This window comes from Pelomicrobium sp. P1, from assembly GCF_052805615.1.
Window position 1 is genome coordinate 26,067 of record NZ_JBRBEM010000006.1, and the last position, 22,952, is coordinate 49,018.

The 22,952-nt window shown below is 67.1% G+C and carries 23 protein-coding genes; 7 read left to right on the forward strand and 16 right to left on the reverse strand.

Features of this window, described 5'->3' with window-relative positions; all coding sequences use genetic code 11:
- Positions 1–63: 63 nt before the first annotated feature.
- From ACUVYZ_RS07430 to ACUVYZ_RS07465, 8 genes are all read right to left on the reverse strand, one after another.
- Complete coding sequence (locus ACUVYZ_RS07430; protein WP_439933814.1) at positions 64–870, reverse strand: ABC transporter permease; 807 nt, start codon at positions 868–870, stop codon at positions 64–66.
- Positions 867–1,862 (reverse strand): ABC transporter ATP-binding protein, encoded by a 996-nt coding sequence (locus ACUVYZ_RS07435; protein WP_439933815.1) that lies wholly within the window; start codon positions 1,860–1,862, stop codon positions 867–869. The genes ACUVYZ_RS07430 and ACUVYZ_RS07435 overlap by 4 nt, the downstream gene beginning before the upstream one ends.
- A gap of 23 nt (positions 1,863–1,885) precedes the next feature.
- Positions 1,886–3,028 carry a pyrroloquinoline quinone biosynthesis protein PqqE gene (gene pqqE / locus ACUVYZ_RS07440; protein ID WP_439933816.1) on the reverse strand — a complete coding sequence of 381 codons (1,143 nt, stop codon included), beginning with the start codon at positions 3,026–3,028 and terminating at the stop codon, positions 1,886–1,888.
- Positions 2,994–3,278: a pyrroloquinoline quinone biosynthesis peptide chaperone PqqD gene (pqqD, locus tag ACUVYZ_RS07445; RefSeq protein WP_439933817.1), complete on the reverse strand. Its 285-nt coding sequence runs from the start codon at positions 3,276–3,278 to the stop codon at positions 2,994–2,996. Before pqqD ends, pqqE begins: the two co-directional genes overlap by 35 nt.
- Positions 3,279–3,414: 136 nt before the next feature.
- Positions 3,415–4,128: a pyrroloquinoline-quinone synthase PqqC gene (gene pqqC, locus ACUVYZ_RS07450; protein ID WP_439933818.1), complete on the reverse strand. Its 714-nt coding sequence runs from the start codon at positions 4,126–4,128 to the stop codon at positions 3,415–3,417.
- A gap of 8 nt (positions 4,129–4,136) precedes the next feature.
- Positions 4,137–5,042 (reverse strand): pyrroloquinoline quinone biosynthesis protein PqqB, encoded by a 906-nt coding sequence (gene pqqB, locus ACUVYZ_RS07455; protein ID WP_439933819.1) that lies wholly within the window; start codon positions 5,040–5,042, stop codon positions 4,137–4,139.
- Between the two features lie 272 nt (positions 5,043–5,314).
- Positions 5,315–6,565 carry a porin gene (locus ACUVYZ_RS07460; RefSeq protein ID WP_439933820.1) on the reverse strand — a complete coding sequence of 417 codons (1,251 nt, stop codon included), beginning with the start codon at positions 6,563–6,565 and terminating at the stop codon, positions 5,315–5,317.
- 855 nt (positions 6,566–7,420) lie between these two features.
- The gene (locus ACUVYZ_RS07465) at positions 7,421–8,410 is read right to left on the reverse strand and encodes an MBL fold metallo-hydrolase (RefSeq protein ID WP_439933821.1); all 990 of its coding nucleotides are present in this window, start codon (positions 8,408–8,410) and stop codon (positions 7,421–7,423) included.
- A 133-nt stretch (positions 8,411–8,543) separates the two neighbouring features.
- Between ACUVYZ_RS07465 and ACUVYZ_RS07470 the strand changes: the two genes are divergently transcribed.
- The gene (locus ACUVYZ_RS07470; RefSeq protein WP_439933822.1) at positions 8,544–8,876 is read left to right on the forward strand and encodes a hypothetical protein; all 333 of its coding nucleotides are present in this window, start codon (positions 8,544–8,546) and stop codon (positions 8,874–8,876) included.
- An 18-nt stretch (positions 8,877–8,894) separates the two neighbouring features.
- Positions 8,895–9,440, forward strand: a complete 546-nt coding sequence (locus ACUVYZ_RS07475) for a DUF3280 domain-containing protein (protein ID WP_439933823.1) — start codon at positions 8,895–8,897, stop codon at positions 9,438–9,440.
- On the opposite strand, the gene ACUVYZ_RS07480 is transcribed toward ACUVYZ_RS07475, so the two are convergent.
- The 4 genes from ACUVYZ_RS07480 to ACUVYZ_RS07495 form a co-directional block, all read right to left on the reverse strand.
- Entirely contained in the window at positions 9,441–10,277 is an 837-nt protein-coding gene (locus tag ACUVYZ_RS07480; protein WP_439933824.1) for a quinoprotein dehydrogenase-associated SoxYZ-like carrier, read from the reverse strand.
- 137 nt (positions 10,278–10,414) lie between these two features.
- Complete coding sequence (locus tag ACUVYZ_RS07485) at positions 10,415–11,329, reverse strand: quinoprotein relay system zinc metallohydrolase 2 (protein WP_439933825.1); 915 nt, start codon at positions 11,327–11,329, stop codon at positions 10,415–10,417.
- Positions 11,330–11,349: 20 nt separating this feature from the next.
- Entirely contained in the window at positions 11,350–12,078 is a 729-nt protein-coding gene (locus tag ACUVYZ_RS07490) for a pentapeptide repeat-containing protein (RefSeq protein WP_439933826.1), read from the reverse strand.
- Positions 12,079–12,152: 74 nt separating this feature from the next.
- On the reverse strand, positions 12,153–12,533 hold the full coding sequence (locus ACUVYZ_RS07495) for a 4a-hydroxytetrahydrobiopterin dehydratase (RefSeq protein WP_439933827.1): 381 nt from the start codon (positions 12,531–12,533) through the stop codon (positions 12,153–12,155).
- Between the two features lie 399 nt (positions 12,534–12,932).
- Between ACUVYZ_RS07495 and ACUVYZ_RS07500 the strand changes: the two genes are divergently transcribed.
- The 5 genes from ACUVYZ_RS07500 (at position 12,933) to ACUVYZ_RS07520 (ending at position 18,110) form a co-directional block, all read left to right on the forward strand.
- Complete coding sequence (locus ACUVYZ_RS07500) at positions 12,933–14,744, forward strand: methanol/ethanol family PQQ-dependent dehydrogenase (RefSeq protein WP_439933828.1); 1,812 nt, start codon at positions 12,933–12,935, stop codon at positions 14,742–14,744.
- A 124-nt stretch (positions 14,745–14,868) separates the two neighbouring features.
- The gene (locus ACUVYZ_RS07505) at positions 14,869–15,279 is read left to right on the forward strand and encodes a c-type cytochrome (protein ID WP_439933829.1); all 411 of its coding nucleotides are present in this window, start codon (positions 14,869–14,871) and stop codon (positions 15,277–15,279) included.
- 24 nt (positions 15,280–15,303) lie between these two features.
- A complete protein-coding gene (locus ACUVYZ_RS07510) occupies positions 15,304–16,200 on the forward strand; it encodes a substrate-binding domain-containing protein (protein WP_439933830.1) in 897 nt (298 codons plus the stop codon).
- 109 nt (positions 16,201–16,309) lie between these two features.
- Positions 16,310–17,317 carry a S1 family peptidase gene (locus ACUVYZ_RS07515; protein ID WP_439933831.1) on the forward strand — a complete coding sequence of 336 codons (1,008 nt, stop codon included), beginning with the start codon at positions 16,310–16,312 and terminating at the stop codon, positions 17,315–17,317.
- A gap of 73 nt (positions 17,318–17,390) precedes the next feature.
- Positions 17,391–18,110: a hypothetical protein gene (locus tag ACUVYZ_RS07520; RefSeq protein WP_439933832.1), complete on the forward strand. Its 720-nt coding sequence runs from the start codon at positions 17,391–17,393 to the stop codon at positions 18,108–18,110.
- Positions 18,111–18,114: 4 nt separating this feature from the next.
- On the opposite strand, the gene ACUVYZ_RS07525 is transcribed toward ACUVYZ_RS07520, so the two are convergent.
- The 4 genes from ACUVYZ_RS07525 to ACUVYZ_RS07540 are packed head-to-tail and all read right to left on the reverse strand — an operon-like array spanning position 18,115 to position 22,772.
- A complete protein-coding gene (locus ACUVYZ_RS07525) occupies positions 18,115–18,924 on the reverse strand; it encodes a formylmethanofuran dehydrogenase subunit C (protein ID WP_439933833.1) in 810 nt (269 codons plus the stop codon).
- Positions 18,921–19,817 (reverse strand): formylmethanofuran--tetrahydromethanopterin N-formyltransferase, encoded by an 897-nt coding sequence (gene fhcD / locus ACUVYZ_RS07530; protein ID WP_439933834.1) that lies wholly within the window; start codon positions 19,815–19,817, stop codon positions 18,921–18,923. The genes ACUVYZ_RS07525 and fhcD overlap by 4 nt, the downstream gene beginning before the upstream one ends.
- A complete protein-coding gene (locus ACUVYZ_RS07535) occupies positions 19,814–21,481 on the reverse strand; it encodes a formylmethanofuran dehydrogenase subunit A (RefSeq protein WP_439933835.1) in 1,668 nt (555 codons plus the stop codon). Before ACUVYZ_RS07535 ends, fhcD begins: the two co-directional genes overlap by 4 nt.
- 19 nt (positions 21,482–21,500) lie before the next feature.
- Positions 21,501–22,772 carry a formylmethanofuran dehydrogenase subunit B gene (locus ACUVYZ_RS07540; protein WP_439933836.1) on the reverse strand — a complete coding sequence of 424 codons (1,272 nt, stop codon included), beginning with the start codon at positions 22,770–22,772 and terminating at the stop codon, positions 21,501–21,503.
- Positions 22,773–22,952: the final 180 nt, after the last annotated feature.

The following is a 22,952-nucleotide window of genomic DNA, read 5'->3' on the forward strand; positions in this document are numbered from 1 at the left end:
AGCGCTCGCCCGGTGGCGGGTGCGTTTCGCCTGCGTCTCAACGCACCCTACGGGAGCATCGCATCAGTCCCGCCTACGCGCGATGGCGTGGATCAGGGGTTCGTAGGCGCTGTCCCGGGAGAAGCGCCAGCAAGCGAGGGCGATCGCCGCCGCGGTGAAGGCCCCCAGCACGGCGAGATCGACGCTGGGGCTGAAGTCCGGCGCCAGGGCCGAGCCCGCATTGGCCAGCATCCCGTGTTTCAGGAGATCGACCCCGTAGGTGTAGGGGTTCAGGAGGGCGGCGATGCGCAAGGGATCGGGCAGGGTGCTCACCGGGTAGAGCGCCCCGGAGAGGAAGAACACCGGGAAGATCACCAAGTTCATGATGACCGCATAGTTGTCCAGGGTCTTGGTGAAGGCGGCCACCAGCATCCCCAGGGCCGCGCAAGCGCCGGCGGTGGCGAGAAGCCCGGCGGCCAGCATGGGCGCGTCGATTCCCCGGGAGAGATAGCCCAGCAGGCCCAGTAGCACCAGGAGAAGCGCCGCCTGGACCAGGGCCGCGCAGGCGGCCGAGATCGCCTTGGCCGCGACGATCCAGGCGTGCCGCAGGGGCGCGATGATGAGCATGCGCATTACCCCCGATTCCTTGTCGTACACCGTAGCCAGCGCCGCTAGCATCGCCCCGAACAGGATGGCCATGCCGGTCACCCCGGGCACGAGGAAATACTGGTAGCTCTCGGGGCCGCCACGGTCCAGCAGGGCGTCGAAACCCGCGCCGATCACGAACAGCCAGATCAAGGGCCGCACCAGGGCGGAGACGAGCCGCCCGCGCTGGCGGAAGAGCTTGATCAGCTCCCGCTCCAGCACGGCGTAAAGGGGGCGGGCGATCACGGATGCACCCGTTCCCGCGCCGGGCAGGGGGCTTCCGCCTCCCCAGGCGCCCGGGCCCCTGCCTGGGTGGTCCACAGGAACACGTCGTTGAGATTAGGCCGACGCACCCGCAGCGCCGCCACCCGGGGGGCTAGCTCCGCCTGGAGGGCGGCGAGGGCCGCCGCCTCGCCCCGGAAGCGAAAGCTGAGGGTCTCCCCTTCCAGGAGGCCCGCGCCGAGACGGGGGGCGAGGGCCGCGGCCAGCTCTTCCAGAGCCTCGGCCTCGATCTCGAGCACGTGGGTGCCGAGGCTCTCGATGAGGGCCTGGGGCGGGCCGGACTTCACCAGGCGCCCTTCCTTGATGAAGGCCACCACGTCGCAGGCCACCGCCTCTTCCAGGTAATGGGTGGTGAGGAGCACGGTCATGCCCTTGCGCGCCCGCAATTGCCCGATGAAGCGCCAGATACGCCGCCGGTTGGGCACGTCGAGGCCGATGGTGGGCTCGTCCAGGAACAGGATGCGGGGCTCGTGGATCACCCCCCGGGCAATGTCCAGGGCCCGGCGCTGCCCGCCGGAGAGGCGGTTGACCGGATCGTTGCGCCGCTCGGCGAGCCCGAAGAGGTCGAGCAGCTCCTCGGCGCGGCGGCGGATTTCGGCGCTGGAAAGGCCATGGAGCATCCCGGCGAAACGGAGGTTTTCCGCCACCGACAGGCTCGGGTCCAGGGCCGGGTCCTGGAACACCACGCCGATGGCCCGGCGCACCTCCAGCGCCCGGGCGAGCACGTCGAAGCCCGCCACCCGGACCTCGCCCCGGGTGGGCCGGATCAGGGTGGAGAGGAGGTGCACGGTAGTGGTCTTGCCCGAGCCGTTGGGCCCGAGGAGGCCGAAAAACTGGCCAGCGGGGATTTCCAGGGAAAGCCCGTCCACCGCCAGCACATCCCCGTAGCGCTTGGTAAGCTCGAAAGCCTCGATGGCGGGAGGCGTCGGAACGGAGGCTTGCCGAGCCGCGTCCATGAGGAAAGTTTAAAGGCTCTCGCTCACTGGGCGAGGGACGCCTCGCTCAAGGCCCGGGAGTTGCGGTCGTCCCGGAACAAGATGGGCCTCGCGGCCGCCGCCGGCCGCTGGGCTCGGTCGATCGCCTTCACCACGACGTGGTGATGAGGGGAGAGTTCGCACACGGGGTCCGCGTTGGCCGGGTCTCCGGTGAGGAGGTAGGCCTGGCAGCGGCAGCCGCCGAAGTCCTTCACCCGCTCGGGGCAGGAGCGGCAGGGCTCCTTCATCCACCCTTCGCCCCGGTACCGGTTGAACCCAGGGGACTCGTACCAGATCCACTTGAGGCTTGCCTCCCGCACGCTGGGGAAGGTGAGCCCGGGAAGCCCGCGCGCCTCGTGGCAAGGGAGCACCACCCCGTCGGGACAGACGCACATGAACACCGAGCCCCAGCCGTTCATGCACGCCTTGGGCCGGTTGGCGTAGTAGTCCGGCACGACGAAGTAGATGCGCATGGCATTGCCCACTTTTTCCCGGAAGCGGTGGGTCACCGCCTCCGCCCGCTCGATCTGCTCCCGGGAGGGCAGCAGGTGGTCCCGGTTGACGAAGGCCCAGCCGTAGTACTGGGTGTTGGCGAGTTCCACGTACTCCGCCCCCAGTTCCCGCGCCATCTCCAGGATCTTCTCCACGTGGTCTATGTTCTGCCGGTGCAGCACCACGTTGAGCACCATGGGGTAGCCGTGGGCCTTGATCAGGCGGGCGACCCTCTGTTTCAAGTCGAAGGTGCGGGTGTGGCTCAGGAAGTCGTTCAGCTCCCGGGTGGAGTCCTGGAAGGAGAGCTGGATGTGGTCCAGGCCCCCCGCCTTCAGGGCCGCGATGCGCTTCTCGTTCAACCCCACGCCGGAGGTGATGAGGTTGGTGTAATAGCCCAGGGCGTGGGCTTCCCGCACCAGCACTTCCAAATCGTCCCGCAGGAGGGGCTCTCCGCCGGAGAAGCCCAACTGGGCGCAGCCCAGGGCCCGGGCCTCCCGCAGCACCCACAGCCATTCCTCGGTGGCGAGCTCGGTCCCGTAACGGGTGTAGTCCACCGGGTTGGAGCAGTAGACGCAGTGCAGCGGGCAGCGGTAGGTGAGCTCCGCCAGCAGCCACAAGGGATTATTCGCTTTGTCTGCGGATCCAGCCTCGTTCATGAGCCACCTCCAGGAATTCCATCACATCCCGGCGAAGGTCGGCGCCGGGGTAAGCCCGTTCCAGGTCGGCCACGATTCCCGCCACGGTCGTGGCCCCGTCCACCCGGCGCATGATCTCGGCCGCGCTGGGGGACAGCCGCACCATTCCTTCCGGGTAGAGCAGCACCCAGGCCTGCTGGGCTTCCTCCCATTGCAAGCGGAAGTGCCGGGTCAACTGGGGCACGTCTTCCAAAGCAAGAGGCTGGATCATCGGGCCGCCTCCTCAAGCTTCGACCGCGGGAGCCGACAGAACGCTCGGCAATCGTTGTAGGGTGCGCCCTGGCGCACCGTGACTCCGGCGGTCGATCGGTGCGTTTCGCTGCGCTCTATACGCCCTACCGCCTGGATCATGGCCGCTCCTTCGGGCAATAGGCGAGCTGGATCGCGTCCAGCAGGGTCCACAACACGTCCAGCTTGAACTGCAGGATCTCCAAGGCCCGCTCCTGCTGGGCCCGGGTCTTGAAATAGTCCAGAGTGATTTCCAGGCCATGGGCCACGTCCCGGCGGGCCTCCGACAGGCGCTTGCGGAAGTATTCGTAGCCGGCCGGGTCGATCCAGGGATAGTGCTGGGGCCAGTTGGCCAGCCGCTCCCTATGGATCTGGGGCGCGAAAAGCTCGGTCAGGGAGGCGCACACCGCTTCCTGCCAGGGGCGGGTGCGGGCGAAGTTCACGTAGGCGTCCACGGCGAAGCGCACCCCCGGCAGCACATGCTTGAGCGACACGATCTCCTCCCGGGTCATGCCGCAGGCCATGCCCAGCCTTATCCAAGCCTCGATGCCGCCTTCGTCCCCCTCGCGGCCGTCGTGGTCAATGATGCGCTGGATCCACTGGCGGCGCACTTCCCGGTCCGGGCAGTTGGAAAGGATGGCCGCGTCCTTCAAGGGGATGTTGATCTGGTAATAGAAGCGGTTGGCGACCCAACCCCGGATCTGGTCAGGGGTGAGCTGGCCTGCGCTCATGCGCACGTTGAAGGGGTGGTGGATGTGGTATCCAGCCCCCTTCTCCCGCAGCTTCTGCTCGAACTCTTCCCGCGTCCAAGGCCGCTCGTCGCCGGCGCCCATGGCTCCTCCTACAGCTCGATCTCCATCCCGTCCCAGGCCACTTCGATACCGTGGGCGGCGAGTTCCGCCCGCTCGGGGCTCGCCTCGTCCAGGATCGGGTTGGTGTTGTTGATGTGGATCAGGATCTTGCGCGCCCGGGGGTAACGGTCCAAGACTTCCATCATGCCCCCGGGCCCGGACTGGGGCAGGTGGCCGATGTCCCGGGCCCGCTTCGCGGAGATCCCGAGCCGCACCATCTCGTCGTCGGTCCAGAAGGTGCCGTCCACCAGGAGGCAATCGGCCGAGGCGAAAAGGGGCTCCAAATGGGGCTCCATTTCCCCCAGCCCAGGGGCGTAGAACAGCCTCTTGCCACTATCGCGATCCTCCACCCGCACGCCGATGTTGTCGCCAGGAAGCGGCCGGTCGCGCTGGGGGGAGAAGGGAGGCGCGTTGCTCTTCAGGGGCACGGCGGTGAAGCGCAACGCGCTCGCCCCGGCCACCTCGAAGGGGGAGCCGTCGATGGGTACCCGGTGCCAGCGCACGCCGCAGTAGTGCTCCAGGACGCGGAAAACGGGGTTGCCGCGGGTCAGATCCTCCCGCACCCGCTCGGTGCAGTGGACTTCCAGGGGGGCGCCCTCCCGCAGCAGGAAGAGCCCGGTGGTGTGATCGATCTGGGCGTCGATCAGCACGATGGCGGCGATCCCCGTGTCCCGCAGCCCCTCCCGAGGCCACATGCCGGGGAAGGCGGCGATCTGGGCCAGCACGTCCGGGGAGGCGTTGAACAGCACCCAGCGGCCGTGGTCCCCCGCCACCGCGATGGAGGACTGGGTGCGGGGCTTGAGCCGGCCAGCCCGTGCCCCCCGGCAGTTCGGGCAGTTGCAGTTCCATTGGGGGAAGCCGCCGCCGGCGGCGGAGCCGAGGACTCGGACTTTCATCAGGCGCTTTGCGGCCTCGAATCAGAGGGACGGGCGGCCCCATCCGGTTTCCCTCTCCCCAGGGAGAGGGGACAGGGGAGAGGGCCTGGAAAAAAGGCCGGCGCACGCCCCGATGGTTCGCCCGGCGACGGGCGCTCAATACGGCATTTTGCTTTCGCGTCCGTCGGCCCGAAAGCCGCGAAATCGTGAGGAGGCGCTCATGATTTTCATGAACTTGAAAGAAAACCGCCCGGGCATGGCGCCCGGGCGGCGGGAACGTCTCTGGGGATGGATCAGAAGAAGAGGATGGCGCCCAGGGCGACGGCGTCGTCCTTGTTCTTCACGCCGTTATGGGCCTCGGCTTCGGTGTTGATGTACTCGGCCACCAGGTTCAGGCTCTTGGTGAGGGCGTAGTAGAGGCCCACCACGATGGACTGGTTTTTCTTGACCAGGGTCCCGCTGGTGGCCACGGTTTCGTTGCCCGCCAGGTCCAGCCGGCTTTCCCCATAGCTCACCCCCAGCTTGGGCTTGCCGAAGGTGTAGGTGGCCTGGACATAGAAGCCGTCCGAATCCCGCTCGTCCACCGTGCCACCGACGACGGCCGCGCCGTCGAAGCCGATGGCGGTGGTGCCCAGACCCTTGGCGTTGTAGTAATAGCCCACCACTTCCAGGCCGCCGAAGCCCACCTTGGCGCCCACGTCAAAGCCCCGGCCATCCACGCTCGATCCGGCCGGTGCACTATCCGTACCCCCGTTCGATTTTGTCTTCTGGGTCATCCCTCCCAGCCACACCCGGCCCGAAGTGCCCCCGATCCCCGACCAGTCGTAGGTGAGCTTGGCTTGGAAACCCGGCTCGTCCTGCTTGCTGAGCGTGGCCGTGTTCGGATGCCCGGAAAACGCAATGTAGTCAAAGCCTGAAAAAATACCGCCGGCGAACTGGAAGCCGTTGAAGTTAGGAGACCAGTAGGTGATTTGGGGAATCCAGTCGGCGTAGATGTAGCCTGCGCCGATGCGGCCCAGGGTGGTGTTGCCCCCCAGAAAGGCGGCACCGGAGCCCACCCCCAGGAGCGTCATGTCGGAGAGGATGGCGTCGCTGCCGAAAATCCCCAGGTCTCGGCCCACCTTGATCGTGCCCCAGCTTTTGTCACCGAAGGTCAGGAAGTTCTGCCGCATGTCGATGCTGGTGGAGCCGATCCCCGTCTTGCCGCCGCCCACGTTGGTGTCGTTCAGGCCCGGATAGAAGCCCAGGGTGACGCTGATGTCGAAATCCATTTGCCGCGTCTTGGCGGAGAAGACCAAGGCGCTCGGCAGTAGCCCCGACTCGATGTTCTGCTCGTCCTGGCCTGCGCCGTTACAGGCGAGCCCCCCTGCCACCGTAACCGGGTTGTTGTCGCAGTCGTTGAAGGTGGCAAAGCCGTTCACGTTGCCGCTGAAGGACAGATCCCAGTCCCCCGCCTTCCAGCTCAATTCCGCCTGCGCGCTGGAGACGCCCAGGAGCGCGAGCGCTCCCGCCACTGCCGTGCAGATTTTCTTGCGCTGTACCATCGCCCAACCTCCCCTCTTCAGAAGTGAAGCAAAGTTGAAGTCAACAACACCCCTTCTTCGTCTTCGGGCACGCAAACATCCATCGCCGCCCGAATCGAATCGTCCGCTTCGCTCTGCTCCCTGATGAGTGCCCAGGGAAACCTGCTTGAAACCGGTGCGTGCGCGAAATGAGCGCTAAGAACCCTCCTCGCCAAAGCCAATCCGTACGCCTTTGGCAATTAATATGCCAATGGAATCCGGGGCTTCCCGGCCGGGGGACGGGCCCGCCGGAAGCCGCCGGCTCGCCCGGGCAAAAGAAAAAAAAATCGAATGCGGGGAAAGGGTTAGGGTAAAGACGGGGAATCCGGCGGGATGGCGGCCGGCGCCACGGGAAGACAATCCCGGTGTCACACGGGGAGCAACGCAATCGCTACATTGTGTGACAGCCCCATGCTCAATTCCTTGCGCACTTGCGGACGGGAAAAGAAAATGGGAGACCGGTTCAACGCCGGTCTCCCAAGCCAAGTGGAGGAGAAAACGGAGGAAACGACACCACTCGGGGCGCTGCTATCCGCATTGAACCACCCCTTGCGCCTGTCGCCTCCGGTATTGCGCAAGAGCCGTGCCAGGCAGGGGGCGACTTGGCGCGACCGCCCCGAGCGACTCACCCGGCAACGGTGCGTTTCGCTTCCGCTCAACGCACCCTACCGCTCGTAGCGGGCCCGCACCGCCTGCTGCGGCGCTTCCAGATAGTAGGGTGCGCCTTGGCGCACCGTTTCGGGGGGTCTTATCCTACAGCGGGGCGTTTCGGCTGTCGGTGCGTTTCGCCTACGGCTCAACGCACCTTACGTCTAGACACAAGTTCCGAAGCGGGCGCTATTCGGCGAGGGCCTTGTTCTCCAGCTCCAGATACAAATGGTGGACGTTGGCGGCATGTAAACGGGCATACAAGGCCCAGCCCTGGAACGCCGGCACCGCCGCCCGGGCGGTGACTTCGCTCAAGCTGTCTCCTTCCTCGTAGCGGGCCCGCACCGCCTGCTGCAGCGCTTCCAGATAGGCTCGCGTGTCGGCGACGCGCCGGGGATCGGATACCGGCCCCCGGCCGGGCACCAGGACGCGCACGGGGAGATCCCGTAGAGCTTGCAGGGCGGCGAGCCAGACGTCCAACCGGGTGTCCCGAGCCTCCGGTACCCGGTCCAGGCACACCAGGTCGCCGGTGAAGAGCGCGCCGCTTTCCTGGTCCAGCACCGCCAGATCCCCCGCCAAGGTCCAGCCGAAGTGCAGCAGCGAAAGCCGCCGCCCCGCCACCTCCAGCGTCACGCTTCCGTCCACGGCCCGGGTGGGGAGGGTGACGCTCGTGCCGGCCATGGTTTCCCCGCCCAGGGCATCGGCCAGCCGCCGGATGCAGGTGTGGCAGTTCGCCTCCATGTAACGGACGGCGTCCCGGTGGGCCAGGATGGGCGCGCCCCGGGCGGCGAAGACCCCGTTGCCCAGCACCCGCTCTGGAGCGGCGTGGGTGTTGATGACCAGCGCCACCGGGCGGTCCGTCACCCGTCGGATGGCGGCCAGCATCGCCTCGGCGTGAGCGTGGTGGGTCCCCGTGTCGATGACGATCACCCCTGAGTCGCCCACGATGAATCCTTGGTTGGCGACGAAGCCCAGGTTTTCCACCGCGGGCTCGGCCAGGGCGCCGACGAAAGCGTACACGTCGGGCGCCACCGGCACGGGGGTCAGGCCTTGCGCGGCCGCCGGACGGGGCGCGGCCAAGGCGAGGAAGACGGCGGCGATCGCTAGGAGTACCAAGCGGCGGGCGAAGGCGCGGAAGGGGAACATGCCGTGGGATTTCGAGGGCAAAAGCCGGACCATCGAAGCGGGCTCGCGGACGCCGTCGCTGGCATTCCCGGACGAAGTTGGCTTACTATTGCACGCGCGCCGCGCCCGCGCAATCGCGGCGACCGCGTCCCGTCCATCGCTGCATTCCTCGTAAAGGAGACCCCGGATGAAATGGCGGCTGCTGGTGATCCTCGTTTTATTCGCGCCCGGCGTGGCGTCGGCCTACGACTACCCGACCCAGGACCGGGTGGAGTACGTCCTGGCGTGCATGTACGATCATCGCGGCAAGCAGGAGTACCTCTACAAGTGCTCCTGCGCCATCGACTTCATCGCCAAGGAGATGCCCTACGAGGAGTACGTGGAAGCCTCCGCAGCGGCCCGCTACCGGGAGATGGGCGGCGAGCGCATGGGGGTTTTCCGCGACCCGGACTTCGTCAAGGACATGATCAAGAAATATCGGGATGTGCAGGCGCGCGCTTTCAAGGCGTGCGGCGTCTGAGCCTGGGGGCCCTCGCCGATGACGAAGTCATGGAAACCGCTTTTCCGCAGGGCAGCCCCCGCGGCGCTGGCGCTCCCGCTGCTCCTGGGCTGCAGTGCCTACGCCGCCCCGGCGGGGCCGGTCAAGTCCGTCGCGGTCATGGACTTCGAGATCATCGACGATTCCGGGGACCAGGCGTCCGTGTCCGCCCAGCGGGAGCGGCTCGCGATGATCTCCCGGCAGTTGCGCGAAGAGCTCTCCCAGGCGGGCCTGTGCCGGGTGCTGGACAACGGGCCGGCCCAGGCCTTGATCGAGAAGTACAAGGCCTCCCAGGAGCTGCGCCAGTGCAACGGCTGCGAGCTGGATATCGGCAAGGCCCTGGGCGCCGACCTGGTGGCCCTCGCCTGGGTGCAGAAGGTGAGCAACCTGATCCTCAACATCAACGTGGAGATCAAGGACGTGGCCACCGGCGCGACCCGGCTCAACAAGTCCGTGGACATCCGCGGCAACACCGACACCTCCTGGCGCCGGGGCGTGTCCTACCTGGTGCGGGACATGCGGGAAAAAGGGCAAGGCTGCCGTTGATCAGGAGCCGCCGGCCATCCCCGGCCGGACGAGGACGCTGGTTTCGAACTTGAGGTCCTTGGAGTCCACCACCTCCGCCCTGAGTTCCCCCGCTTCCCGGGGCACGAAGTAGAAGCGGAAGTTGGGGTTTTCGCTGATGGAGAAGTCCACCTCCGCCGTGAGCACCGGTTTGCCGGCGTAGCTCACGGTGACCTGGCGCACGTAGTGGGCCGGGGTGTAGAGCCGGGTGAGTTGGTCCATGGCGAGTCCCGAGTGGTTGGGGTGGCTGATCATGAGCTGGGCTAGGTTGGGCTGGTGGAGGGTTACCGGCGCGTCCAGCCGGAACTTCATCCTGCCCAGGCGGGCCAGCGCCGCGGCGGGATCCTTGCCCGCCGGCGCCGAACAGCCCCCCGACGCCTTCACGTAGCGGGTGGCCGCGTAGAGCCGGCCGTCGCTCGTCTCCGCCACCGCCCGCACATGGGTGTATTCCTCGATGCGCACCCGGGTCTCCAGGTCGGCCCGGCCGGCGTCGGGGGAGAAGTGGAAGACGGCAGCCAGCGGCGAAGGGTTCTTGTCGATGATGAGGTAGACCCGCCGGATGTGCCGTTCCGACTCCTGGGGCAGGAAGGTCTTGATGGCGATGGGGACCGTGGCCGCGTCCTCGGCCCGGGCGGGCGCCTCCAACTGGATCACCTCTTGCGCGCCTGCGGCGACGGGGCGCTCGCCGAACAGGGCGCTCTTCACCTTGCGCCATGTTTCGGTGTCCGGGTCAGGGGTGGGGCCGGCGGCCTGGGCTGGGCTCCCGGCGAGAAGGAGTAGCGCCAAGCCCACGACCGGAGCGAAGGGAAAGTTTCTCATGGGACGTCTCCTTGCGGACTTCTGCATTGTACCGGAGGGAGGGGTCGCGCCGGCCGGGGCCCTGGCGCTGCTTGGCCCTCTCCCCCCGGCGGGAGCACCTCTCGCCGGCGCCGATCGGAAGAACCCTCTCCCAATCGCTAATCCTCCCACTCCAGCTCGGTATAGACCGCGGTCACGTTGCGGGGGTGGTAGAGGTCGAAGAGCAGCCACTTCCCCCGTTCCGCCAGTCCCACCGAGTCGACCGCCTGCTGAAGGGTCAACCGGTGCTTGATCGCCCGCCGGGTCTCTTCCACCAGGGTGGCGAGGTAACGCTCCTGGGCCTCCAGGGCTGCCGGCCAGGGCACGGTGACCGGGCCGTGGCCGGGCACGGCGCGCTGCACTGGAAGCCCCCGCAGGGCTCCCGTCACCTGGAGCCAGCCCCGGGCGCTGCCGTCGATCACCGGGATCCGCTCGACGAACAGCAGGTCGCCGAGCCACAAGGTGCCGGTCTGCTCGTCGAACACGGTGAGATCCTGGTCGGTGTGGGCCGTGGGCCAGGCGCGCAGCTCCAGGCGCCGCCCGCCCAGGTCCAGGATCAGGGTGTCCTGGACGGAGGTGTCCGGCGGGACGAGGGGCGTCATCCCCGCCGCGGGGCCCAGGGCGCGGGACAGGGCGGCGAGATAGGTCCTGGCCCGGGCGGCGAGGGCCGCGGGAAGCCGGGCGTGGCCTACGAACTGGGGCTTGTCCCCGACGAAGGCGGCGTTGCCCAGGAGATGGTCGGGGTGGACGTGGGTGTTGATCACGTAGCAGACGGGAAGGGCTGTCCTGGCGCGCACCGCCTCCCGCAGCCCCCGGCCGACGGAGAGGCTGCCGCCGGTATCCACCACCGCCACGCAGCGGCTTCCCACGACGAAGCCGATGTTGGCGATGGCCCCCCGGTTGGCGGCGGAGGTTTCCTCCTGGGCGCCCCCATGGACGAAGACGCCCGGCGCCACCTCCTCCACCGGGAGAGGCGCGCCGGCCAGTGCCGGCGCTAGGCCGGCGAGCCAGACGAACAGAAGGCGTTTCCCCATCGCCGCCGCTTCCGCGCCGCTTAGTAGATCGCCTTGTCCCGGTTGCGCGCCTGGTCGAGCCCCTTGACCGTGTCCAGGCCTTTCGCGCACTTGAGCACCGCCCGCTCCAGGTCGGCCTCGGTGAGATCGGCCCCCGAGAGATCGGCGCCGGTCAAGTCGGCGCCTGAGAGGTCGGCGCGGAAGAGGTTGGCGCCGCGAAGGCTGGCCCCCTGCAGATTGGCGAAGCGCAGCAGCGCCCGGTTCACGTCCGCCCCCTCCAGGTTGGCCCCGGAGAGGTTGGCGCTGGTGAAGTCGTTGCGCATCTGTCCCATGGGCTGGTTGCGGATATCCACGCCCAGCCGGGCGTTGGCGAAGTTGACACCCGAGAGGTCCAACCCGGCCAGATGGGCGATCACCCGGGCGCCGGACAGGTTCGCCCCCTTGAGCTTCGGCTGGCGGATGACCGGGGCAAAGAGGCTCGCCTTCTCCAGGTTGGCCCCGGTGAGATCGGTGCCCATGAGCCAGGTGGCGTCCAGGTTGGCGCCCGAGAGGTCGACGCCCGCCAGGTTGGCGTTCACCAGCTTGGCACCGAAGAGATTGGCCCGGGGGAGCCGGGCGTTGCGGAAATCCAGGCCGCTCAGGTCCTGGTTGGAGAGATCCTGGCCGGTGAAGTCGGCCGGCTGCTCCCGGGTCGCCCGGGCGAGCCGCTCCTTCACCTCCTCGGCGGTGAGGGGCGCGGCGCCGGCGGCGGCCGCGAAGCCGAGGGCCATCCACCCCAAGAGGGACCTGAGGACGGCCAGTCTTCGCTGCGCCGCAGCGAGAACCCGCCGGGGCCCTCGCCTCGCTAGTCGTATTTGATGTACCAGACTCGGGGATCGTCCTGGGGCGTGCCCTCCAGGGGTCCGCCCTCCTTGCCCGGTTGCCATTGCACCACTTCCTCGATTTTCTTGGCCAGGGCGAAGTCCTTGTCGGTGACGCCCCGGGCCACGTGGGTCACCAGCTTCACGATGACGAAGGCGTAGGACACCGTCAGGTCCGGGTGGTGCCAGGCGGCCTCCGCCAGGTGTCCCACGGCGTTGACCACCATCAGGGTGCCCTTCCAGCCGTGGGTGCGGTATTTCCTGCGGATCCAGCCGTCTTCGTAATACCAGTGGGGCAATTCCCGGGCCAGGCGTTCCTTGATCTCTTCTTCCGTGTAGACCCGGAGGCTTGTCTTGGGCTCCATCGCTGCCACCTCATGCGCTATGGGTTTGAAGAAACGGGCGTCCGGGGGACGTTCGCCCACCGTCTTTCCCGGACTCGGCGGCGGTCTTGCCGTTCCCCCGCCGCCCCTCGCCGGCGGCGAGGTGTGACACAACATGTTCACGCACGCGGTTGCACAGAGTCAATTCTGACACACCGGGAGAAGTCCCGAGCGTTTCTCTAACCCGATGAAAAAGAAGGATTGTGTCGCCGCCGTCCCGGCCCAGGGGCGCTTTCCGGATTGGCATACGATGTGCTTCGCGCCCATCAGGTAATGGAAGCATTACCCTTCACCTTCTCCCGGAATCGGGGGAAGGTGTTGCGCGCTGTGAGGGGGATGAGATTCTCAAACCCGTGCTGAACGACAATGGAGGATCTGGCGATGAGAGCGAAATTCAAATGGCCGCTGGCGTTGATGGCCCTGGCGGTGCCGGGGCTGGCGGCGGCGAACGCCGAGCTGGCGAAGCTGCAGAAAGACCCCAAGCAATGGGTCATGCCGGCCGGGAACTTCTACAACTGGCGCTACAGCGAGCTCAAGCAGATCAACAAGGACAACGTCAAGAACCTGCGGGTCGCCTGGCAGTTCTCTACGGGGGTGCTGCGCGGGCACGAAGGCGGTCCCCTGGTGCTCGGCGACACCTTGTACGTCCACACGCCGTTCCCCAACAAGGTCTTCGCCATCAGCCTGGACGACTACAGCATCAAGTGGAAGTACGAGCCCAAGCAGGATCCGAGCGTGATCCCGGTCATGTGCTGCGACACGGTGAACCGGGGCCTCGCCTACGCGGAGGGCAAGATCTTCCTGCAGCAGGCGGACACCACCCTGGTGGCCTTGGACGCCAAGACCGGCAAGGAGGTGTGGAAGACGGTCAACGGCAACCCGAAGATCGGCGAGACCAACACCAACGCCCCCCACGTGTTCAAGGACAAGGTCTTCACCGGGATTTCCGGCGGCGAGTTCGGCGTGCGCGGCTTCATTGCGGCGTACGACATCAACACCGGAAAGCAGGTGTGGAAGTGCTACAGCACCGGTCCGGACAACGAGATGTGCTTCGATCCGGACAAGACCATGACCTGGACCGACGGCAAGATGGCGCCGGTGGGCAAGGACTCGTCGCTCAAGACCTGGCAGGGGGACCAGTGGAAGATCGGAGGCGGCACCACCTGGGGCTGGTACAGCTACGATCCGGATCTCAACCTGATGTACTACGGCTCGGGCAACCCCAGCACCTGGAACCCGACCCAGCGCCCCGGCGACAACAAGTGGTCCATGACCATCTTCGCCCGGGACGTGGACACCGGCCAGGCCAAGTGGGTCTATCAGATGACGCCCCACGACGAGTGGGACTATGACGGCGTCAACGAGATGATCCTGGCCGACATCACGGTAAAGGGCAAGAAGCGTAAAGCGCTCGTGCACTTCGACCGCAACGGCTTCGCCTATACCATGGACCGGGCGAGCGGCGAGCTGCTGGTGGCCGAGAAATACGATCCGAAGGTGAACTGGGCGACCCACGTGGACATGAAGACCGGCCGTCCGCAGGTGGTGAAGAAGTACGCCACCTCCAAGCACACCTCGCCGGATCGCGGGCCGGACATCAACGTGAAGGGCATCTGCCCGGCGGCCTTGGGGTCCAAGGACCAGCAACCAGCGGCGTTCAATCCCAAGAACGGTCTCTTCTACGTGCCCACCAACCATGTGTGCATGGACTACGAGCCGTTCCAGGTGGAATACGTGGCCGGCCAGCCCTACGTGGGGGCGACCCTGTCCATGTATCCCGCGCCTGGTAGCCACGGCGGCATGGGCAACTTCATCATCTGGGACGCGGACAAGGGCAAAATCGTAGCTTCCAAGCCCGAGAAGTTCTCGGTGTGGAGCGGCGCCCTGGTCACCGCCGGCGACGTGGCCTTCTACGGCACCCTCGACGGCTGGATCAAGGCCGTGGACACCAAAGACCTGAAGGAGCTGTGGAAATTCAAGACCCCCTCGGGCATCATCGGCAACGTCACCACCTGGGAATACAAGGGCAAGCAGTACATCGGGATTCTCTCGGGGATCGGCGGCTGGGCCGGCATCGGCTTGGCGGCGGGCCTGGAGAAGGATACCGACGGCCTGGGCGCGGTGGGCGGCTACCGGGAGCTCGCCCGCTACACCGAGCTGGGCGGCGTGCTGACGGTCTTCTCCCTGCCGTAACCCAGGGACAAGGCTAACCCTTCAGGGTCCCTTTGTTCTAAGCTTCGTTACTGACATCCCGGCCGAGACCCGCGTCGGGATGTCAGTAATTTTTTCTGCGTCCACTGTTTCTTAGGAAAGGAAGATGAGAGGATCGATTGCGGTAGCGGCGGCGCTTTTGATGGTAACCTCGGCTTCTCATGCGGCAGGGACCGCGCCGCTCGGCCAGAGCGAGGGCAAACCCCTTTACCGGGTGGAGGGGAACAAGGTGGATCCCGATACCCTGGCGGGGTGGAAAACCTGGCGGGCGCTTGCCTGTGACCGTTGCCACGGCGCCCGGCAGGAGGGCCTGGTGGGCCCGTCCCTGATCGAGAGCCTGAAGGTCATGACCAGGGAGCAGTTCAAGGAAACGTTGCTCAACGGCCGGCCGGAGCGGGGCATGCCGGGCTTCGCCAACAGCAAGATGGTGACCGATAACCTGGACAACCTGTACGCTTATCTCAAGGGCCGCTCCGACGGCAAGATTCCGCCGGGACGGCTGGAGGAGTTGAAGTAAGGCCTCCTTCCCGAGGAATTCCGGATGAAAAACCGAATCTCGCCGCGGGGCGGTGCCGGGTGGCGGGTCGTCCTGGCCGCCGCGGCCCTTGCCGGCTTCGCCCTGGCGGCCCAGGCCCAGGAGAGGGCCAGCGCCGAGGGCAAGGTGCTGCGGGTTTGTGCCGATCCCAACAACCTGCCCTTCTCCCACCGCAACCAGGAAGGCTTCGAAAACAAGATCGCCGAGCTGTTCGCCCGGGACCTGGGCTGGGGGCTCGATTACACCTGGTTTCCCCAGCGCATCGGCTTCGTGCGCAACACCCTGCGAGCCCGGGACCCGGCGAGCGGAAACTACAAGTGCGATCTCATCATGGGCCTGCCGGTGGGCTACGAGCTGGCTTCCACCACCAAGCCCTATTACCGCTCCACCTACGCCCTGGTCTACGTCAAAGGCAGAGGCCTGGACGGCGTGAAGACGCCCGAAGATCTGCCGCGGCTGGAGGGAACCACGCTCAAAGCGCTGAAACTGGGGGTCTTCGCCCAGACGCCGCCGGTGGACTGGCTGCTGCGCCATGGCCTGATCGGCCAGGCCATCTTCTACCAGCGCATGAGCGGCGACCCGGAGGACTACCCCGGCGAGATCATCGAGCGGGACCTAGCTTCCGGGAGAATCGACGTGGCCTTCGTCTGGGGGCCCATCGCCGGCTACTTCGCCAAGCGGTTGAATTCCCCGCAGCTCGCGGTGGTGCCGTTCGGGCCGGACCCGGAGATCAAGTTCGATTACCCCATCGCCATGGGGGTTCGTTTCGGCGAACGGGAATGGAAGGCGCAGGTCGAACAGTTGATCGAGCGCAACGCCCCGGGCATCCGGGCGATTCTGGAGGATTACAATGTGCCCCTAGTGGACGACCAAGGTCGGATCATCCACGGGAAGGCCAACTGAACCCCCGGGAGGGCGCGGCGAGGATCGCGGGATACGGATAGGCAGAATGGTTTGATCAGGTTGCTGCCCGGTCAAGGGGAGGGCAGGGCGGTGGCGCGAGGTTGACGTGATGCGACGCTGCATGTGGCTTCCGGCGATGGTCGGTGTCCTGCTCCCCTTTTCCGTCCGAGCCGATTTCGATCCCAAGCTGTTTTTCAAGCTCATCCCGAGCGTGGTGAAGGTGGAGGCCTACAACGCCGACGGGAGCGTCAACATCGGCAGCGGCGTAGTGGTGAAGGAGGGGATCGTGGCCACCAACTGCCACGTGACCCGCAAGGCCCGCTCCATCCAGGTGGGGCAAGCCGGCGCCCGATGGACCGCCCATACCCAGTCCAGGGATATGGACCACGACCTGTGCCTGCTGCACGTGCCCCATGCTACCGCCCCGGTGGTGGCCTTCAGCCCCGACAAGCTCAAGGTGGGACAGGCGGTGATCGCCGTGGGCTACGTGGGGGGCGTTGCGCCCCAGATGAGTAAGGGAGAAATCAAGGCCCTCTACGACTACGACGGGGGGGGCGTCATCCAGAGCACGACCCCCTTCACCTCGGGGGCAAGCGGCGGAGGGCTGTTCGACGAGGAAGGGCGCCTTGTGGGCTTGGTGACCTTCAAATACCGGGGCGAGCAGGCCTATCACTTTTCCCTGCCCTTGGAATGGATCTTCCGCAACCTGGACCACGCCCTGGAAAAAGTGGAGCCCCTCACGGGCGGTCGGGCGTTCTGGGAGCGGCCCCTGGAAGACCAGCCCTATTTCCTGCGGGCCGCGGCCCTGGAGGCGGGAAACCAATGGACGGCCCTGCGGGAGGTGGCGGAGGCCTGGTCCTGGAAAGAGGCGGACAACGCCAACGCCTGGCTCGCCCTGGGCAAGGCATTGCACTATCTGAACCAGGATCACCAGGCCGTCCAGGCCTACCGCCGGGCGCTGGCCTTAGACCCGGAAAGCGCCGAGACTTGGTATTACCTGGGGCTCGCCCAGGTGGCCCTGGCGGAAAACGCGGAAGCGGACTACGCCCTCAAGGTCCTGGCGGGTTTGAGTCCCCGGCTGGCGGAAAAACTTCGGCAGTCCATGGCGCTGCATTGAACGCTTCGGCCCTCCTGGGCCTCGACGCCTGGGAGCGGAAATAATCGTTTTGATCGAAAGGAACTCTGCCATCATGAGCCGCTTGAATCCCGTGAAGTCCCTTGGTCTGACGGTGCTCGTCGCCGCCGGCCTTGTCCTTTCCACCGCCCAGGCGGAGGAGAGAGGGGAAAAATATTCCAGCGCCGAGACGCTCCTTTTCCTCACCGACCACCTGCAGCCCATCACCCGGCCGAACACCCTCCATTACAGCTTCAAGAAGGAGGGGGTTCTGGAGTCCGGGTTCCAGGATAACGTGGATGTGTTCGTCGAACGGGTGCAACCGGATGGCAGCAAGTTCGTATCCACCCAGTTCCTGACCGGTGACCGGGAGAAGAGCTTTCCCCCGGTGGAAAACGCCCGCGGCAATCCGGTGCTCATGTACTTTCTCAACCGGGATATCCTGGAGATGCAGCGCTTGACGGGAGGCAACTGGCGCTATTTCAAGCGCCTGATCAGCAAGGCGTTCGCCGAGAGCGCGGAGGTGCGTCCGGTTAAGGTGTCCTTCCGCGGCGAGGAGTTCGCCGGCACGGAGATCAAGGTCGCTCCCTACGTGAGCGACCCGAGAAAGGAGCGTTACCAACGCTTCGCCGACAAGGTCTACGTTTTCGTGCTGGCGCCCAAGCTGCCGGGGGGCGTCTATCAGGTCCGCACGGTCGTCCCTGGAGAAGCCGCGGGCGATGGCAAGCCCCTGATCGAAGAGACCATGACCTTCAGCGGGGCGGAAGCCCTGGTCAAGCGCTCCTCCAACCACTGACCGTTCACGCCCGGATCAAGATTTCTCCCAGGCCTCCCGCCGCCCGGTCGCCCACGTAGCGGCGTGCTCGGTGGGCAGGGGCGAGCGTCGCGAACGCCCCCGGCAATCCCCGCCAGGAGCCGATCAACAGGGGCAAGAAGGTGAGCTCGAACGTCCCACTCTCGTTGAACGTGGACGGGAGGGGCGGCGTCTCGGAGAGGAGCAGGGTTCCGCGCCGCATGCCGCTGCCCACGCCTTCCCCCACCCGCCCCAGCACGGCCACGGTGCCGGCGATCATACGGGAGGCGCAATACCGGCCCGCGTTCCCCTCGATCAGCACCTGGCCGCGCCGCAGGCGGTCCGCGGCCCGGTCCCCCGCGCTGCCCCGGACCACCACGGTCCCTCCCCGCATGCCGTGGGGCTCCCCGGGCAAGGCGGCTCCCAGGAAGTCCCCGGCGTTGCCGTGAATGTGGATGAGCCCCCCCGCCATGCGGCTCGCGCAATAGGCGCCGGCATCGCCCCGCACCTCGATCGCGCCGCCCTGCAGGTCGAGACCCAGGTAGGCCCCCGCGTCCCCCTCCACCAGGATGGAGCCGCTCCCCATGCCCTGACCGATGCGGTCCAGACGGTCGCAGCCTCCCCGGATCACCAGCGTGGCAGCGTCGGTCCCGCTCACCTCGAACAGCTCCCTCACCTGCAGCCTGCGGTTGCCGCTCGTGAGCTCCAGGGCCTCGATCTCCGCCAGGGCTTTTCCGGCGAGGCGCTCCGGGGTGAGGGGCGAGAGGTCCACCCGCTGCCGCGGAGTTTCGCGCAGGGTGAAGGTGAGGGGGCTCACGCCACGATCTCCCGCAGAGGGAAGTGGAACGGGCCCAGCTTGCCGCCGTAGTTGCCGGCGCTCAGGCGCCGCACTCCGGCGTCGGCGCCGAGCCCGCACACCGCCCTGAGACCAACGCCCATGGCGGAGCGCACGTCCGCATCCGTCAACCCGTCGATCACGATCTCCAGCACCGCCTCGATGTCCGGGCTGAGGGCCGTGGCAACGAGCCCCCGCAGAGTGGGGCAGAAGGCGTCGTTGGTGGAGGCGGGCAGGGCCTTGTACTTAGAGCCTACCTTGGAGCCCGAGCGCACCACGCCCCCGGGGAAAGGCAGGATGACGTTGGGAACGCGGCGCATCGCCGCGACTGCCGCTTCGGCGGCCTGCAGCGCCGCCGTCCGGCTGGCCGCCAGGATCAGGAAGTTGCCCCCGCCCACGGCCTTGACCATGCCGCTCGACTCTTCGCACAAGAACTCCCCGTCCATCACCGGGACGCGCCAGTAGCGTCGGCCGCCGATCAGCTTGGAGAGCTGGAACCCGTCGCCGAAATAGCGCAGGTTCTTGCCCAGGGGGATGGGCTCGCCGCCCTCGATGCCGGAGAAGGCGGCGGTGGTGGGGCAGGTGAGGACGCACTGGCCGATGCGGCGCTCGAGCTGCTTGGCCAGTTCCTTGCCGGAGACGGAGAAGAGCAGGATTGCCACGCCGGGCCGCCCGTCGGGGGTCTCGTGGGGGGCGAGCTCCCGCTCGATGCCCGCCTCGCAGCCGCAGGCGATCACGGAAGTGGCGAACCCGGTGGCCGATCGGGCCGCGTGGCAGGCCCACTCCAGGCTGTCGGCAGTGATGATCACCCGGGTGGCCCGCATGGGGAAGGCCTCCGCGAAAGTGTCGTCGATGAGCACGCCGTTCACCTTCACGCCGACGCCCTCCCGGCGCAGGGATGCACCACTGGCTCACCGCTCAACTCCCGGATCTCCTCGTCGCCGATCTTGAAGCGCTCCATGCCCAGGGTCTGGTAGCGGTCGAAATAAGATTCGAGCTCCTTCTCGATCCCCCGGTCGAACGCCGGGCGCACCATGTGCACCCGTCCGCGGGTGACCTGCACGATGCGCCCTCCCTGGGCCACCAGCGCTCCGTCCTTGAACACGTAATCTGGCGCGGCGAACATGCGCTCCCGGTCCGGATGCTCGGTGTAGACCACGATGTCCGCCGCGGCCCCCGGGCCCAGATGGCCCCGGTCGGAGAGGCCCAGGATGCGGGCCGGCGCGGCCCGGGTCATGATGGCGATTTCGTACAGGGAGTACTCCCGCTCGATCGCGCCCACCGCGCTCATCGCGACGGCGTCCGGGTGGAGGGTGGCGAGCATGTCCCGGCGGAAGGACCGGTCCGTCAGCAAACGAATGAGATGGGGGTAACTGGTGAACGGCGCCCCGTTCGGATGGTCGGTGGTGAGGAAAACCCGCCAGGGATCCTTCACCAGCAGGAAGATTTCCAGGCCGATGGCCCATTGCAGGGCGTTCACGAAGTTCTTGTCCCGGTAGCGGAAGGGCACCACTCCGCAGCCGGCTTCGCACTCGATGTCCATGGCCATCCACTTCTTCGGGTGGGCGTGGCCGCTGTTCCTGTGCTGGGCCATGGTGTCGCCAGAGCAGGTCACCGTCTGGCCGAACATGATCTGGCCCACGTCCACGGTGACGTTGGGATGGGCGTTGACCGCCTCCGCGATGCGCCCAGCCGCAGAAGAGAATTTGCGGTCGCCTTCCGTGCCGTAGCTGTGGAACTGGACATGGGTCAAGTGCAGGGGCAGACCTTCCGCCGACGCAATGGTGGCCAGGGTGGTCTCCACGTTGCCCGGCACCCCCAGGTTGGAGGCGTGCACGTGGAGGGGATGGGGCACGCCCAGCTCGTACACCGCCCGGGCGAGGGCCTGTACCACCTGGCGGGGGGTGACCCCGTAGTGGGCGTGGGGCTCGTCCAGGTCGAGGCTCCTCTGGTTGAACTTGAACGCGCTGATGCCGCCGGGATTGACCACCTTGATGCCGATGCACTGGGTGGCGTGCAGGATCCACGCCACGTAATCGTTGATCAAGCGCTGATCCCGGCCTTCCTGGATCAGGCGCAGGAGAAAATCGTCGTTGCCCAGCATGGCGTAGCCGCCGTGGTCCACGATGGGGGTGTCCCCCATCTCCAGGTGGGCCTGGCGGGCGTTGACCGGCACGATGGCGGGCTCGAAGCAGGCGGTGTAGCCCATCTCCACGTAGCGGTAGCCGGTGGACCAGGTGGACGGGGCGGCATGGCCGCTGCCGGAGCGGGTGAGGGCGGTGCGGGGGTGACGCTTATCCCGGTGGTCCTCCGGCAGCATGGCCCGGGCGATGTTCACCTTGCCTCCGCCGATGTGGGTGTGTAGGTCGATGGCGCCCGCCATGACGATCTTGCCGTCAAGATCGTAAATCTGGTCCACCGGCGCGCCGGGCTCGGGAGCGGAGACGATGCGCCCGTCGCGGATGTAAATGTCCCTCACTTCCCCGTCCACCCCGTGGGCGGGATCGTAGACCTTGCCGCGGGCGAGCTGGATGAGCATGGTTTTCCTCGGTGGGCCGTCAGGCGCAATAGGCGTCCAGGATGGCGGAGAGTGCCTGGGCCACGCTCGGGAGCGCGCTCGTCCGCAAGGGCCCGAGCCTCATCACGACCGCCTTGTCAGCGCGGAACAAATGGGCGGCGTGGTCCACCCCCGGCCTTCCCACCGGGATGAAGACCTCGGGCTCCCGCGGCGGGAGGAGGCCCGCGCCGCCGAGCACCACTGTGGGAACGTCGGTCTCGGGCGGGGGACGGTCGCTTAGGCTGGAGATCCACACCAGGGCGTCCGCCTCGCCGCGCGCGAGTAGCCGCACCGCGGCGTAGTGGTACGGATCGTATTCGGGATAGCCGGCCGCGAGGCTTGAGCGCAAGGCAACCCCCGTCTGCCACACGTGCACCTCGTTGGCCGTGAAGTCGGCGTCGCTTCCCGCTAGGGGTAGCCCGCAGAAGCGGGTTTCCCGGTTGAGCTCCTTGACGAGATCGCACAAAGACTGGACCGTGAGTTCGGCGTGGGGGAAGTCTAGGTCGGTAGCGCTCCACACCGCCACCCCGTAGCGGGCGCGGCGCAGCCGATCGGCCAGGGCCTCTAACTTTTCCATGGGTACGCCGCCCGCCTCCCGGGCGTCCAGGGGACGGCCGGCCACCAGGCAGCGCAGGGCGCCGATGACCTCGATCAGTTTCCCCCGGGGGCAGGGCACCACCCAGGGAGGGCGCCCGTCCGGCGACGTTCCCGGGGACGGGTCGGCCGCCTCCCCCAGATACACCACTTCGGGCCAGGCGCCCTCCGGGCGGAACAGAGCGTCCTCGTTCCACACCACCCGCTCGAAGAAGCGGGGATAACGGCTCGCCACGTTGCCGCCCACGATGAGCACCAGGTCGGCGCGGTTTTTCACCTCGCTCAAACTGGTGGACATGAGGCCCGCCTCCTGCAGGGTGCGCACGTTGCGCAAGAGGCTTTCGGCGTTCATGTGGTCCAGCACTGCGCCGCAGCGATCGGCCAGCTCCAATACCCGGCGCATGCCGGCCACGTCCGTTCCCAGGCCGGCAAAGAGCGGCTGGCGGGCGCCCTTGAGGAGATGAGCCGCCGCCACCGCCGCCTCCTCGAGGCTCGCCGCGCGGCCCGCGATCCGGGGTGCCGCCTCCTGAGGAGGCAGTCCGGCGAAGGCGCCCACGCTGATGGGGCAGCCGTGGGCGGCCACCGTCAGACGGTCTTCGTCGACGGCGATGCGCAGATCGTCACAGAGCAGCCCGCAGAACGGGCAGGCGACAGGGTCAAGCACTCCGGTGGAACTCATCGGCGGCTCAGCCGGGGATGCATCCGAGGCAGGAATCGTAGCGCTGGGAATGCAAGGGGGCCCATGGCATCTGGCGGTCGGGTAGTAATGCACAGAGCGTGCCAGCGGAGAAAGCCTCCCGTGCTCGCGTTACCCTCCTTATAAAAGCGAAACGGGCGCCGGACAAGGCAAACACGGCTG